Annotated in this window: 15 protein-coding genes; 3 read left to right on the top strand and 12 right to left on the bottom strand. The window is 50.2% G+C overall.

Going from position 1 to position 14,941, the window contains the following annotated elements; all coding sequences use genetic code 11:
- Positions 1-400 precede the first annotated feature (400 nt).
- Both CX650_RS16775 and CX650_RS16780 read left to right on the top strand, forming a co-directional pair.
- Positions 401-673 (top strand): hypothetical protein, encoded by a 273-nt coding sequence (locus tag CX650_RS16775; protein WP_052247918.1) that lies wholly within the window; start codon positions 401-403, stop codon positions 671-673.
- Between the two features lie 104 nt (positions 674-777).
- Positions 778-2,265 carry a transporter substrate-binding domain-containing diguanylate cyclase gene (locus CX650_RS16780; RefSeq protein ID WP_208622116.1) on the top strand — a complete coding sequence of 496 codons (1,488 nt, stop codon included), beginning with the start codon at positions 778-780 and terminating at the stop codon, positions 2,263-2,265.
- A 69-nt stretch (positions 2,266-2,334) separates the two neighbouring features.
- On the opposite strand, the gene dgt is transcribed toward CX650_RS16780, so the two are convergent.
- On the bottom strand, positions 2,335-3,792 hold the full coding sequence (gene dgt / locus CX650_RS16785) for a dGTPase (protein ID WP_226684295.1): 1,458 nt from the start codon (positions 3,790-3,792) through the stop codon (positions 2,335-2,337).
- Positions 3,793-3,982: 190 nt separating this feature from the next.
- Between dgt and CX650_RS16790 the strand changes: the two genes are divergently transcribed.
- On the top strand, positions 3,983-4,444 hold the full coding sequence (locus CX650_RS16790) for a hypothetical protein (protein ID WP_143078331.1): 462 nt from the start codon (positions 3,983-3,985) through the stop codon (positions 4,442-4,444).
- A 174-nt stretch (positions 4,445-4,618) separates the two neighbouring features.
- Here CX650_RS16790 and ttcA read toward each other — a convergent pair whose 3' ends face one another.
- The 11 genes from ttcA to ccoN all read right to left on the bottom strand — a co-directional run bounded on the left by ttcA (position 4,619) and on the right by ccoN (position 14,605).
- On the bottom strand, positions 4,619-5,581 hold the full coding sequence (gene ttcA, locus CX650_RS16795) for a tRNA 2-thiocytidine(32) synthetase TtcA (protein ID WP_101096473.1): 963 nt from the start codon (positions 5,579-5,581) through the stop codon (positions 4,619-4,621).
- Between the two features lie 77 nt (positions 5,582-5,658).
- On the bottom strand, positions 5,659-6,585 hold the full coding sequence (gene uspE / locus CX650_RS16800; RefSeq protein ID WP_039032955.1) for a universal stress protein UspE: 927 nt from the start codon (positions 6,583-6,585) through the stop codon (positions 5,659-5,661).
- An 89-nt stretch (positions 6,586-6,674) separates the two neighbouring features.
- Positions 6,675-7,427: an electron transport transcriptional regulator EtrA gene (etrA, locus tag CX650_RS16805; RefSeq protein ID WP_025010389.1), complete on the bottom strand. Its 753-nt coding sequence runs from the start codon at positions 7,425-7,427 to the stop codon at positions 6,675-6,677.
- A gap of 55 nt (positions 7,428-7,482) precedes the next feature.
- Complete coding sequence (locus CX650_RS16810; protein ID WP_039032954.1) at positions 7,483-8,175, bottom strand: sulfite exporter TauE/SafE family protein; 693 nt, start codon at positions 8,173-8,175, stop codon at positions 7,483-7,485.
- Entirely contained in the window at positions 8,165-8,392 is a 228-nt protein-coding gene (gene ccoS, locus CX650_RS16815; protein WP_039032953.1) for a cbb3-type cytochrome oxidase assembly protein CcoS, read from the bottom strand. The genes CX650_RS16810 and ccoS overlap by 11 nt, the downstream gene beginning before the upstream one ends.
- Complete coding sequence (locus CX650_RS16820) at positions 8,389-10,785, bottom strand: heavy metal translocating P-type ATPase (RefSeq protein WP_101096474.1); 2,397 nt, start codon at positions 10,783-10,785, stop codon at positions 8,389-8,391. The genes ccoS and CX650_RS16820 overlap by 4 nt, the downstream gene beginning before the upstream one ends.
- An 8-nt stretch (positions 10,786-10,793) precedes the next feature.
- On the bottom strand, positions 10,794-11,273 hold the full coding sequence (locus CX650_RS16825; RefSeq protein ID WP_039032951.1) for a FixH family protein: 480 nt from the start codon (positions 11,271-11,273) through the stop codon (positions 10,794-10,796).
- A gap of 104 nt (positions 11,274-11,377) precedes the next feature.
- On the bottom strand, positions 11,378-12,358 hold the full coding sequence (gene ccoP / locus CX650_RS16830) for a cytochrome-c oxidase, cbb3-type subunit III (RefSeq protein ID WP_101096544.1): 981 nt from the start codon (positions 12,356-12,358) through the stop codon (positions 11,378-11,380).
- Between the two features lie 5 nt (positions 12,359-12,363).
- Complete coding sequence (locus CX650_RS16835; RefSeq protein WP_039032950.1) at positions 12,364-12,540, bottom strand: CcoQ/FixQ family Cbb3-type cytochrome c oxidase assembly chaperone; 177 nt, start codon at positions 12,538-12,540, stop codon at positions 12,364-12,366.
- 10 nt (positions 12,541-12,550) lie between these two features.
- On the bottom strand, positions 12,551-13,156 hold the full coding sequence (gene ccoO / locus CX650_RS16840) for a cytochrome-c oxidase, cbb3-type subunit II (protein ID WP_025010382.1): 606 nt from the start codon (positions 13,154-13,156) through the stop codon (positions 12,551-12,553).
- A 12-nt stretch (positions 13,157-13,168) separates the two neighbouring features.
- Positions 13,169-14,605: a cytochrome-c oxidase, cbb3-type subunit I gene (gene ccoN / locus CX650_RS16845; protein ID WP_028779894.1), complete on the bottom strand. Its 1,437-nt coding sequence runs from the start codon at positions 14,603-14,605 to the stop codon at positions 13,169-13,171.
- Positions 14,606-14,941 lie beyond the last annotated feature (336 nt).

Genomic DNA, 14,941 nt, shown 5'->3' on the forward strand with positions numbered 1-14,941 from the left:
TTTTAGAATGATACCTCTTATTAATGGGGGCTGCTTTAGCTGAAAATTTGGTTTAACAAAATATCAGTCTCTTTTTTCACCAAGATCTTTCTGTGCAAATTTGCTACAATGTTTGCTCACCTTGTATTGACCTTTCCTCGGAGACTATACGTCCGGGGGGATTCTGTTTGCCCAGACCCGACTGAAAAGCTACCGCCAATCTGCCGCGGCAGGAATACTTTTCCCTGCCGCTATCGCCACTAAAAGCGGAAGCGACTTTACAGCCAGGTCTCTCGCATTTGCTTCTTAAAAGGAAATGGAAGCAAAAGGTGAAGCTACTGCCCGAGCTGGACGGGCAAGGTCGGGCCCGTCAGGACCTTGGATACATAGTCAGAAGCGACCTATCGGAGGTAAATGCATTATGACAATAGCTGACGTATTGACAGAGAAACACTCACCACTTTATCACACCGAAGATAAGACGGTTGTCTCCCATACCCAAAGGGATGAAGGCGACTGGATCCAACACACACTGATGTTGGAAAATTGCGATGCACCATTTCGTTTCAAACGCCCCAAAAAATACCGTTCGCTCAAAGGCGCCAGAGTATCGGTCGATTATTATCCCCAAACCACTATAGTAGCCGGATTTGAGATGGAAACCATGAAAGTGGTACGGATCCGCCGTTGCTGAAAGTTGATGCCGGAATGCCTGCTCCAATGTTAGTATTTTGTGTTTCTGGTGGCCGTCTTTGAACCCGGGTGTCCAACCTGGGTATGACCCGCCAATGTCGCGCCTTGAAAGGATATTCCGGCCTGATGAAACTTGCTGTTATTGTCTCTCTTACTCCTTGGCTTCAGCTGTTGTCGATTACTCTGTCTCGGCTATGTCAAAGTCAAACAAGGCTTGTTTTTCTGCCTCTGTTATTGGTAGTTGGCCAAAGCTTGGCTGCAGAGCAAACGAATAAGGGTCAGATTGAAGTTCCGATCAGAGAGCTTGTTGTCACCAACTCAGGTTCCTGGAAACCGTTTTCTTACCTGAATGATGCCGGTGAACCCAGCGGCATGTTAGTGGATATTTGGCGTGAATATGCCAAGGCCAATCGAGTCAAAATCCGATTCATATTGACCGATTGGCAACACTCGCTGGATTTGGTTCGCAGCGGTCAGGCCGATATTCATGCCGGATTGCTTTGGTCTCAGGAAAGAGAGCATTATCTCGATTATGCCCAGGGGCTACTTGGCATAGAGAGTCAACTGTTCTTCAACCAGGCATTGCTCGGTACAGAGCCTGGCCGTTATCTGGATAGCGGTGGTGAAGTGGGAGTGGTGAGCGGCGGCTATGAAGAGGCTTTCGTTCGTCGAGAGTTTCCAAATACCAGCTTAATTGTTTATGCCAGTAACGAGCAGATGCTCAAAAGTGCAGTAGCGGGAAGGTTAAAAGCCTTTGTTGCTGATCTCCAGGTTGCCAATTTCTACCTTTACACCTCGCAAGAACCTACACTTTTTGTTCCGGTTCGTCATCTCTACAGTGCTCAAGTTCGCTCGGCCGTCAAAGAGGGGAACATCACTTTACAGGAAGAAATTCGGCAAGGATTGGCGCGCATTCCTGATGCCGAATACCAAAGGATCCTAAATCGTTGGATGTATGTGGAAACGGTTTATCCACGCTATCTATTGCAAGTTGTTTTGGCTTTGCTTTTTCTGGCTGTCATAAGCTACGTATTTATGCTTCGTCGCACTGTGGCTATCCGCACTGCAGAACTGGAAGCGGTTAACGCAGAGTTGCTTCATTTGGCGGCAATCGATAGCCTGACAGGAATAAGCAACCGACGGGCATTTATGGAGGCATTGGAACAAGCTTGCGACAGCCGCAGTTACGATAGTTTAACCCTGTTGCTGTTTGATATTGATGATTTTAAAAGGATCAATGACAGTTATGGTCATCTTGTAGGGGATGAGCTCATCTGCCAACTGGTACAGAGGGTGGCAACTCTTTTGCCAGAAGATGCCGTATTTGCCCGGGTAGGCGGAGAGGAGTTCTGTATCCTGCAATTGGGGATGACAGAGAGCGGAACCCAAAAGCTGGCAAGGAGTTTATTGTTGTCCGTAGGACAAGCACCATTTTCGACCAAAGTGGGCGAACTGCCACTCAGTATTAGCATAGGAGCCGTCTACGCAGATCCGGGAAGTCGAGATCCGCTTTCGGTACTTGCCGATGCCGATCGCTTGATGTATCAGGTTAAGGCGTCCGGACGTAATGATCTGCTGTTCCGACGTTTCTGATAATAACTGATTGCCGCCAGAGGCCTGGTTCTTATGCAGTTATTTTAATAGTCTTTATCAAGCTCAGACTCAGTCAAGTACCATAAGTAGTCTGTACTCATCCAAAGCGTATTGGTCTGTCATGCCGCTGATATAATCCTGCAGTAAACGGCACCTATGATAAAATTCAGGATACTGATTGGTTTCAATGGCTCTTTTATAGGTGGCCAGGTGTTTACCAGGCAGCTTATGGAATAGCCGGGTTTCGATAAGCGCAGTTTTGGGCTGCCCTTGTACCAGTTTGCTAAACTCGTCCTCGCTCAATGCCAGCAGGGAACGATAGTTATCCAGTAAACCTGTTATGATCCTGTATCCCTGCAGCTCAAGTTTCTCCACTTCCCGATGGCAAAATACCTGTTTAATAGCGACTTGCTTGAGCGTTTCTGTAATGGCGTGCTCATAGCCGCCATCTTCAAGCAGCGACTCGTTCAGGTTGCCGTGGTACACAGTATCAATATTGTCGATAAAGCGCTTGGCGGCATGATTGACCAAAGGGTGTATCAGCCGAACCCGGAGGAAAGTAAAGAACTGGCTTTGTTGGTTGATTGCCAGGTGACGGGCGCTGCTGTCTGCCGCTTCAATCGATTTACTCATAAAGTCCTGGTGTCCGAGAGCGTCTTGCTTGACTGCAATTTGCCGCTGGTATTCGGCTATCAGACTCTGTTTTAGGGTATCCAACTCTATAATGCCTTTTTCCACCGCATCTTCAATGTCAGCAAGGCAGTATGAAATATCATCGGCGGCCTCCATGATGTAACTCACTGGGTGACGACAACCGGGTGCCATTTCCATGGCTTGTGTCAGTTCGGCAACAAAGCTGGACTCACTGGCGTAATAACCAACTTTTTTCATCAAATAGCTATGCTCAGGACTGGCTTTATCTTTCACTAGCGTGCCCGGGCGAGTGTATTTCAAAATGCCGGCCAGTTGACTGTAGGTGAGGTTGAGCCCTAACAAGGTGTGGATTAAGCGTATACCTTGGGCATTACCCTCAAAATGAGATAAATCTTGAATTAATTCAGGATACTCGGAATCAAACCCTGAAGGAACAAGAGAAGTAAGATTACGACTGAACCAATGACTGATAGCGGCTTCACCGAAGTGACCAAAGGGAGGATTACCGACGTCGTGCATCAGACAACTCATTTCCACCAGGGTTTCCAGTTGCCGCTCCAATTCTTGCAGACCGTATAGCTCAGCATCCGGCCCCAGGTATCTAAATATCCTCTGTGCGATAAAGCGTCCAACTTGTTGTACTTCCAACGAATGTGTCAAACGACTTCGTACCGCGGCATTGCGCTCCAGCGGGAATACCTGAGTCTTTTGCTGTAGACGGCGAATGGCGGCCGAGTTAATGATACGGCCGCGATCACTCTCCAGTGCCAACTGCAGTTTTTCTGGATTATCGACCCGAGCGTCCACTTTGCCAAATGGACGTTGTGCTGTAATTTTACGACGAAAATCTATCTCAGAAAATGTGGATGACACCGAGAAAACCTCCAAATAAGTGGTTGCCTGAAAAAGAAAAAACTCAGCAATTTGTAAATACTTTCAATGTGCCACAGTTTATCCCATGGAGCCAATTTGTGACACTCTATGTAAATTTGCGATGAGTTCGATAGCGTCTTTGGCGATCGCAGAGTACTATCCTGACAAATCCTTTGTCAGAGAAGTGTTAATGCTCAAGTCTTTAAGTGTGATGTTGCTGCTTATTTTAGCGGCGACCCTCGGTTTCCTGGTGTTCCATGGCGATGATACCATGCCGGACAGACTCCAAGGGGAGTGGACAACCGGTTGTCTCAGTGACGAAAAACTGGGTAAGGAGTTTATCATGCGCTTTGAGGAAAACCGCTACCATAGTGTGGCTAATCTCTATGATAATAACCAATGCACAGGCGTGCCGCTGAGTCAGATAAAGGGCAGTGCTTATGTTGAATCCATTGGGGATAAAATCACGACTTGTGAAGGCCTTGAAGCAGATGAAGCCATGCTGTATTGGGATGAACTGGGGGATGCCAAAGCGTTTGTCTATTACATCAATGAACAAGGAGAACTGTTGACCGGACGGCCCAATGAAGACAAGAGTGCAGCGGCTCAGTGGTGTCTCGATCAGGACGCCAAGTTCCACCGTAGTAAATAATCCAACCAAGCTGCAGGGGATGGGGCAGATTTGTTCCAGCCCCATCTGCGCTGAAATTCGCCATTCGACGAAAAGCCATTCAGATCCTGGCAGTATTTCGTATTTTAATGGCCGTCGTAATATGCGGTAATGGTTCCGAACAAGCAATGGCAGCTTGTTCGGATAATAGCGTGATCAGGGCTGATAAACGCCCACTACTTCAATACGTTGACTCGAGTCTGCATGTTTTGCTGCATTATCGAGATCGATATGGCCGCTGTTGCTGACATCCATAAAGTCAAAGGCTGGTAAATCTGCTTCGGCAACTTCACCGCTGGCAGGAGCATCCGGATTACGCTCCAGAGCCAAAAAGTCAAACACGTTTCTATCAACGCCTTGGGATGGTGCAGTATTTTGCATCGCAGTAAAAATGGTTTCGATGCGGCCGGGGAACTGTTTGTCCCACAGCTTGAGCATATTTTTGACCTCGGCGCGCTTGAGGTTTTCCTGGGAGCCGCAAAGGTTACATGGAATGATAGGGAAGGCTTTCAGCTTGGCGTATTCGGCAATGTCTTTTTCACGGCAATAGGCGAGGGGACGGATCACCATATTGGCCCCGTCATCCGATAGCAGCTTGGGTGGCATGGCCTTCATCTTGCCACCATAGAACATGTTAAGGAACAGGGTTTCTATGATGTCGTCTCTGTGGTGGCCGAGTGCTATCTTGGTGGCTCCTATTCGCTGGGCAAACCCATAAAGGGTACCGCGGCGCAGCCTGGAACAAAGCGAGCAGGTGGTCTTGCCTTCGGGGATCTTATCTTTGACTATCGAATAAGTGTCTTTTTCAAGAATATGGTAGGCCACGCCTAAACTATCCAGATAGGCCGGCAGCACATCTTCCGGGAAACCGGGCTGTTTCTGATCCAGATTGACGGCGACAATTTCAAACTGCACAGGTGCACGCTGCTGCAGATTCAACAAAATGTCCAGCATGGCATAGCTGTCTTTGCCGCCGGAGAGGCAGCACATCACGCGATCGCCTTCTTCAATCATATTGTAATCGGCAATGGCGCTGCCTACTTCGCGGCGTAAACGCTTTTGCAGTTTGTTGAGACGAGTGATTTGTTTCTTATCCAGCTCTTGCATAACTTCAGACATAAAAAATAAGCGCCCAGTAACACTATGGTTCAGGGCGCGTATTATTCCAGCTAAAGCCGGTCGGGTAAAGGGGCGACTCAGGCCAGAGGCGACTTATAACCGTCGGGTTTGACCGCCAGCAGATCGCAGTTGACCGAATCTATCACATGTTCTGCTGTGTTGCCGATAAGCGCGGCAGAGAATCCGGTACGACCCACAGTGCCGAGAACGACCAATTCGGCGTCCAATTGCTCTGCCAGCTCAGGGATAACATCCTCAGGCAGACCTTCTTTCACGTGACAGTGGGCGGTATCAACCCCGTAGCTGTTGGCCAGATAATTGACCCGTTGCTCGTGCTGCATGCGAATGGTTTCGTTGTAAGTGTGGGCATCAAAGTCCGGCAGTTCAATCGCCAGGTTGACCGGAGTTCCCGGATAACCGTTAACCAGGTGCACCTCGGCATCGAACTTGGCTGCAAGCTCTTGAGCATGTTCAATGATCTTGCCGTTCAGGGATTGATGTTCTTCATCTTCAGAAGCAACGTTGACGGCGCAGAGAATTTTACCTTTTACCGGCCAGTCATGCTGTTTTACCAGCAACACAGGCACGGGAGCCTTACGCAACAAGTGCCAGTCGGTGGGGGTGAAAATAACCGCTTTGAGTTTGTCGTGCTCATGGGTGCCTTTGACTATCAGGTCATATTCTCCCTGAATGGCAAAGTTGATGATGCTCTCAAACGGGCGGTTGTGCCACAGTACTTCACTGTCTATCTCGAGTCCGGCTTGCTGGTGCGGTTTGAGCAGATCAGCGATCCAGGCTTTACGTTGGTTAATCACCCCTTGACGCATGGCCTCACGTTCCTGATTGGAAAGAATTGAGGTCATTTCATAGGAGAAATCAAAGATAGACAGAAAGACAGTGATCTTGGCCTTGCTGCGGGTGGCGAGTTCCACCGCGCGGGCAAGAGCAGGTTGCTGTTCTGATGTAGGGTCGACTACGACCAATAGCTTTTGATAGTCCCTCATGGCTTTTTCCTTATTCCGCAGGATATACCTATATCATGCGATATTGGCTGTGATTTGTATTGCTTGAGATCAATATATTGAATCGCTTGCTATCTTGCTATCCGGGCAGCTCCAGCCAACCTGTCGAGCTCTTCCAGATCCAGTATAGTGATATATTTGCCTTTCACTTCAATTAGTCCGGCCTTTTGGAACCGTCCCAGCAAACGACTGATAGTTTCTACCGTCAGGCCAAGATAGTTGCCTATATCACCACGGGTCATGGTGAGGCGAAATTCCCTAGGGGAGAAGCCACGGCTGCCAAAACGAGCGGCCAGGTTACTGATGAAAGCGGCCAAGCGTTCCTCGGCATTCTTTTTGCTTAGCAGCAGGATCATCCCTTGGTCACTCATGATTTCATTACTCATCAAGCGCATGATCTGTTGTCTGAGTTTGGGCATGGTACCTGAGAGCTCATCCAGAGTATTGAAGGGGATTTCACAGACCATAGAGGTTTCCAGGGCCTGGGCAAAACTCTGGTGTGACTGGGCATGGATACCGTCAAAGCCTATGACATCACCGGCCAGATGGAAGCCGGTGATCTGCTCATCACCCTGTTCTGTGATGGTATAGCTTTTAATCGTTCCGGAGCGAATAGCATATAGAGACTTTAGCGGATCTCCGGACTTGAACAGCTGTTCACCTTTCTGAATGGGTTTCTTGCGTTCGATAATGTTGTCAAGCTGATCCAACTCATTAGTGTTGAGCGTAAAGGGAATACACAAGGTCCCCATGCTGCAATCATGACAATGAATGGTACAGCCCCCGGCAGCAGGGCGACGATGCTTGTTGTTGTCTATTGTCATAGTCTTTCTCAAGTAAAGCGACTCTTCCCATGTTAAACCAATTCACTGACCCCGGCTAGTCGAGCTGAGCCAAGGCGATATAGAGTGTTTGGATCCCGAATCCAACCAAGAGTAAACCGGCAATTAAACGCACGGCGCGCTTTTGAGCCCAGTCGGCCAGCGCCTTGGCGGCAACCCCGGCGCTGAGCAGGGCAGGTAATGTTCCCAAACCGAAACAAAGCATAATAAGCGCGCCCTGGCTGGCGCTGCCGCTGGCCACGGCCCAGGTAAGAGTGCTGTATACCAGCCCACAAGGCAACCAGCCCCAGACCATACCAGCCAATAAAGCCTGCCCGGGGTGAGTCACGGGTAACACTTTTTGGGACAATGGTTTAAGTAAATGCCACAATCCCTGCCCCAGGCGCTCAATCTGCACCAGCCCTACCCAGATGCGGGCAATATAGAGCCCCATGGCGATCATCATCACACCGGCAATGAGCCTGAGCACCAAGAGGTAAATATCGATATCAAACAGCATGCCAAGCCCAGCAGCAGAACCGCCCACCAAAGCGCCGGCCAGGCTGTAACTGAGAATACGGCCAAGATTATAGGGAAGCAGAAACGAGAGTTGTTGCGCCAGCGGATTCTGGCCTCGACGGGCAGCGGGAAGCTGGCTGGAAAAGGCGCCCACCAAACCACCGCACATACCAAAGCAGTGTCCGGCTCCCATTAGGCCCACTAAAAAGGCACCTGTGAGGTTATATTCCATTGCCTCTATCCTGAGGAGCTTGAGTGACTTCAGTTTCAGCCGTTTGAGATTGCTCCTGTTGCGTCTTGCTGTCCATTGGTTCCTCATCAAACAGAATCGACACACTGTGGCGCTCAAGATCGTCAAATTGATCCGATTTTACCGCCCAGAAAAACACACCAACAGCAATCAGCACAAACAGCATGGCGATGGGGATTAGTACGTAAATAATACTCATAAGCGGACCCTGAGAAGTCTGAGGCTGTTGCTGACAACGATCAGCGAACTGGCCGACATGCCGATGGCGGCGATATATGGTGCGACATGACCTGTTACGGCCAGAGGCAGTATAAGAAGGTTATATCCCAAAGCCCAGGCAAGATTTTGACGAATGATACGATTGGCTTTGCGGGCAACGGCTATGGCTTGGGTAAAGCGCCACAGATGATCGCCAAGCAGAATCAGATCAGCACTGTTTTTCGCCAGCGCGGTGCCACTGCCCATGGCGATAGAGAGATCGGCGCCGGCAAGCACTGGGGCATCATTGATGCCATCGCCGAACATGGCTACCTTATGTTGTTGTTGCAAACTGCGTACATAGTCGAGCTTGTCTGCCGGGCTCATGTCTGCGTGCACTTCAGTTATGCCAACTTGCCGGGCCAGAGATTCGACATGGGGCCGGGTATCACCGCTGGCAATCGCCAGACGGATATTGTTTGCCTTGAGTGCCTCGACCGTATCCTTGGCGTCTTCTCTCAGCCTGTCTTGCAAAATAAAACTGGCCACCAAACCTTGCTCATCGGCGAGGAACACCTGTTGCTGCTGACTTGGCGCAAACTTGATACCGACAAACTCGGCGTTGCCTATCTTAAAATCGCGACCATTGATTTGGCCGCTGATGCCGCGAGCCACTTGATGATGCACGTTTTCAGCCTCAAGTGTGCCCCCATAAGGGCTGAAAGCCAGAGCTATCGGATGCAATGAACCGGCTTCGAGCGCTGCCGCCACTTGTTTTACCTGCAACTCGCTGTACTCAGCTTCACGGCCTTTGTTGATGCGGGTTTCCAATAAGGTCAGATTACCGCAGGTGAGGGTGCCGGTCTTGTCAAAGACGACAGCATCAATTTGTGGCAATTTTTCAAATACCCCCGCTTTACGGGTAATCACCCCGAGGCGGGTAAACAGTGCTGTAGCACAGGTCACAGCAGTCGGGGTTGCCAGGGCCAGCGCGCATGGGCAGGTAGCTACCAATACAGACAGCGTGACCCAGAAAGCATCTTCGGGTGAGAACTGGTGCCACACCAGATAAGTGATAACCGCTATGCTGAGTATGGTGCCGGTGAAATAACGCGACAGCTTGTCGGCCGTCATGGCGACGGCGGGTTTGTTATTGGAGGCCAGTTCCTGCAAGCGGATGATTTCTGCCACCAGTTGATCTTGGCCTATGGCGTTCACCCGTACTTTCAGTGGTTGATCCTGATTGATGGTACCGGCATAAACCTGGTCTCCAGGCTGTTTGCTCTGCGGCATCTGCTCGCCGGTAAGCATGGCCTCGTTCACCGCAGAATGGCCGTGCTCAACCGAGCCGTCGGCGGGGATCACTTCCCCCGGTCTTACCAGCACCACGTCGTCTATTTGCAGGCGTTTGGCGGGGATCTCTTCGTTGCTGCCATCTTCCGTAATACGTTGGGCGGTCAAGGGCACCAACTTATGCAGGTTACTCGAACTGACCGAGGCTTTCTGCCGCGCCGCCTGTTCAAAATAGCGCCCAAGCAACAGGAAGAAGGTGAACATGGACACAGACTCGAAATAGACTTCGCCAGTGCCTTGTACTGTCGCAATACAGCTGGCGATATAGGCGCCGCAGATGGCGATGGAGACAGACACATCCATATTGAGCCTGCCGGCAAGCAGGGCCCGCAGCGCACTGAAATAAAAAGGCTGCGCCGAATAGAACACCACAGGTGCGGCAAACATCATGCTTACCCAGCGGAAATAGTCGCGATATTCCACTTCAAGCCCGGTAAAGTAACCGGCGTACAGCGCCAGGGCAAACATCATCACCTGCATGGTGGCAAAGCCCGCCAAGCCAAGCCTCAGCAGAAACTTACGGCTGTTCTTTTTACTCTGAACTTCCTGATCATCCAACTGATAAGGCGCCGCCTGATAACCGATACGGCCGATTTGATTAAGTATTTCAGACAGCTTAATGTCGGCCGGACGCCAACTGATGAGGGCTCTTTGGGTGGTGGAGTTAACCTGCACCGAATCTATGCCGGGCAACTGTTTAACTTTATGCTCGATGAGCCAGGCGCAGGCGGCACAGGTAATGCCGTCAATCGATAGCGAGACTGAGGTTTGATTGCCTTGATCATGCACAAAATCCTGCTGCACTTCGGGAAGATCGTAGGCACTGAAGGTCTTGAGCTCGTCCGGCACCAGAGCGTTTTGCCTGCTGCCGGGTTCGGAGCGAAATTTATAGTAATTGGTCAGTCCGGCATCCATGATGGCCTGAGCCACTGCCTGACAGCCAAGACAACACATGGGCTGAGCCTGACCATCAATCACTGTACTGAACTGCATACCCGTGGTCACGGGCTCCCCACAATGAAAACAGACTGTATGTGTCATGACAGCACTCAATTGAGCCAGTAGGTTTTATCCGCTTCTATTTGCAGTCTTTGCTGCAAACGCCATTTACGGTCAAATCCTTCGATTCGCACAACCCAGGCGCCATCAAGCGACTCATTGGGGATATAGCGATAGACCTTGGAGGCATCAGCCGTCAGCATTTGGGTAAAATCCTTTTCTGCCAGAGTTGGGTGGTAAAACTCCAGATTCATTGCCGCGAGATATTCCGGGCCGCCGTGTTGGGTTATCAAAAGTTCACCATTATGCCATTCAAGGGAAAACTGCATCCCCAGTTGACGGGCATATTGAATTTTGTGGATGTCCTGGTTAATTGCCTTACCGTTTTTATAGTAGTCGTCGGCAACCAGGGAATCGGAGTTGGTGAGGGCAATACGCAGAGTGGCAAAACTGGCTATAACGGCGCACATGGGCAAAACGATAAGAAACCAAGGCCAGAACTGCTTATACCAGGCTTGTGGAGCGCTCATACTGTTTACCTACTATTCTATTTGGGCGGCTATTCTATCGCGAAAGCGGTTTTTTAAAAACAAAGGCCCCGAAATTATCGAGGCCTTTGAAAAGTCAAGCGAACTTACTTCTCTGCCTGATGTGACAAGCTGTATACGTAAGCGGCGATAACGTGAACTTTCTCTTCACCGAGAACGTCTTTCCAAGGTGGCATAACGCCACTGCGGCCGTTCTTAATGGATTCCATTATCACGCCACGGCTGCCGCCGTAGAGCCAGACATTGTCGGTCAGGTTAGGGGCACCCATCAGCTTGTTGCCTTTGCCGTCCATACCGTGACAGGCAAAACAGCCCTTCATGAATGAACCCTGGCCTTTGGCAGCCAAAGCCGCGTCGTGTTCACGACCGGACAGGCTAATCACATATTCGGCCAAACCTTCAATCTCGCTGTCATCGATAGGCAGACCACCTTTAGGTGGCATCATACCGTGACGACCGTTCATTATGGTGGTCTTGATGGTTTCCAACTCGCCGCCGTACAACCAGTCACCGTCGGTCAGGTTAGGGAAACCTTTGCCACCACGACCGGCAGAGCCGTGACACTGGGCACAGTTCTGCAGGAACAGACGGCCACCTACTTTGAGAGCTTCTTCGTTCTTAACCAGCTCGGCCAATGGCGTTGCTTTATAGGCTTCGAAGATAGGGCCGTACTTCTCATCGGCAAGCTTCACTTCCTGATCGTACTGCACCCAACGGCCTTCTTCTGTTGCGTCGGCAATCGCCTTGGCAGAGTCGGCCTTGATGCCTTGCTCTGTACCTATGCTCTGGTTGGAACTACTCCAGCCGAGCAGGCCTTTGTAATTACCCAGGCCTGGGTAGAGTACCAGGTAGAGCAGACCAAAGACGATGGTGATATAAAAGAGATAGCTCCACCATTTAGGCAGTGGGTTGTTGATCTCCTGGATACCATCATAGCTGTGGTCCATCAGGTCGCCTTCTTTAATCTCCGGCGTGGTGTTTTTGGAGCAGAGCCGTAGCAGAATAAAACATCCTGCGATCACCAGTAAGCTGAGTACGGTGATCCAGATACTCCAGAAGTTACTCATTAACATTATTTGTGTTCTCCTGAGTCCTTCGCATTCTGGTGTTGTTCTTCATCGGAAAACACCAGGTTAGCCGCTTCGTCGAATTGCTTTTGACGACGCGAGCTATATGCCCAAGCAAATATCCCGACAAAAACCAGGATCAAAACCAGCGTTATAATCCCTTGTATAGTGCCGTAGTCCATATTTGCCTCCTTATTTCAGTGCGTGTCCCAGCGACTGCAGATAGGCGATCAGCGCCTGCAGCTCTGTCTTGCCTTCAACGGCTTTTTGGGCGCCTTCGATATCTTTATCTTCGTATGGCACACCAAAACCACGCATCACTTCCATTTTCTTGGCTGTGTATTCACCTGTTAGGGTGTTTTCAGCAAGCCAAGGGAAGGCAGGCATGTTGGACTGAGGAACAACGGCACGGGGATCGATCAGGTGAACTTCATGCCATTTGTCACTGTAACGACCACCCACACGGGCCAGGTCGGGACCGGTGCGCTTGGAGCCCCACAGGAATGGGTGATCCCAAACAGATTCACCGGCAACCGAATAGTGGCCGTAACGCTCGGTTTCGGCACGCAGCGGACGGATCATCTGACTGTGACAGTTGTTACATCCTTCACGGATATAGATATCACGGCCTTCCAGCTGCAGGGCTGTGTAAGGCTTGAGACCGGCAACCGGCTCAGTGGTATCTTTTTGGAAGATAAGCGGCGTGATCTGCACCAGGCCACCAATACTGATGGCAATCACAGTGAAGATACCCAGCAGGCCGACGTTCTTCTCAACTATTTCATGATTGAATTTCATCGTTACTGCTCCTTATGCGGCTTTGGCTTCTGCGATGGCAGGCAGAGAGTCTTTAGGGGCATAAACAGTGCGCAGCACGTTGTAAGCCATGATCAGCATACCCGTTACGAAGAAACAACCACCCAGGAAGCGGACGAAGTAGAACGGATAAGAGGCTTCCAGACTTTCAACAAAGCTGTAAGTCAGGGTGCCGTCTGCGTTCACAGCGCGCCACATCAGACCTTGCATTACACCGGAGATCCACATGGCAACGATATAAAGTACGGTACCGATAGTCGCCAGCCAGAAGTGCAGGTTCACCAGCTTGGTAGAGTACATGCGGCCATGACCGAACAGCACAGGGATCAGGTGGTACAGAGAACCGATAGACACCATCGCAACCCAGCCAAGTGCACCAGAGTGAACGTGACCAATGGTCCAGTCGGTGTAGTGAGACAGTGCGTTTACTGTCTTGATGGCCATCATAGGGCCTTCGAAGGTAGACATACCGTAGAAGGACAGAGATACCACCAGGAAGCGCAGAACCGGATCGGTACGCAGTTTATGCCAAGCACCGGACAGGGTCATGATACCGTTGATCATGCCGCCCCAAGAAGGTGCGAACAGGATCAGTGACATCACCATACCCAGAGACTGAGTCCAATCGGGCAGGGCAGTGTAATGCAAATGGTGAGGACCGGCCCAGATGTACAGGGCGATAAGTGCCCAGAAGTGGACAATCGACAGACGATATGAGTAAACGGGACGCCCGGCTTGTTTGGGAACGAAGTAATACATCATTCCGAGGAAACCGGCAGTCAGCAGGAAGCCTACCGCGTTATGGCCGTACCACCATTGCACCATAGCATCGACGGCGCCACTGTACAGCGAGTATGATTTCCACAGACTGACAGGAACAGCCATGGAGTTCACTATGTGCAGTACGGCTACTGTGATAATGAAGGCGCCAAAGAACCAGTTGGCCACATAGATGTGGGAAGTGGTTCGTTTGATAATGGTACCGAAGAACACGGTCGCATAAGCGATCCAGACTACGGCGATGGCGATATCAATCGGCCATTCCAGTTCGGCATATTCTTTACTGCTGGTGATACCCAGCGGCAGAGTGATTACGGCCGAAAGGATGATGGCTTGCCATCCCCAGAACGTGAATGCAGCCAGCTTAGGTGCAAACAGACGGGTCTGACAGGTGCGTTGAACGACATAATAGGATGTGGCGAAAAGGGCTGATGTGCCGAACGCAAAGATCACAGCATTGGTATGTAACGGTCTTAAACGACTGAAAGTTAACCAAGGAGTCTCAAAGTTCAGCTGTGGCCAGATTAACTGAGCCGCGATAAGTACACCTAATGACATACCAATAATGCCCCACAAAACTGTGGTTAAGGCAAATTGGCGGACAACGGTGTAATTGTAATCAGCGCCTGTTGGCTGGGAATGGTTCATCATATTGCTTCCACTGCTTATTACTTTTACTTGTTGTTCAGTAAAGGACTGGCCTTTACCTGTTATAAAATGACTCGAGTGAAGGCGTCCCCTATGAGAGTCACACTCTTGTGTCAATGGCTTGGCCTGCATATTTGGAATAAAACGTCAGGCGATGCAATGATACTTGAGCTACATCAAAAAAGATACCAATCTGCCGGACACATTGTTGATCCAGATCAAACTTGACCATAGAATGTTAACACCTTGCAGCATAAGGTGAAATTTTATGCATAGCGTGACTCTTTCCAAGCTATTTTGCGCCGTTTTCAGCCTGTTCGCGCTTCTTGGGTGTGACCA

The organism is Shewanella indica, from assembly GCF_002836975.1.
In the GTDB taxonomy this organism is placed as follows: Bacteria; Pseudomonadota; Gammaproteobacteria; order Enterobacterales; family Shewanellaceae; genus Shewanella; species Shewanella indica.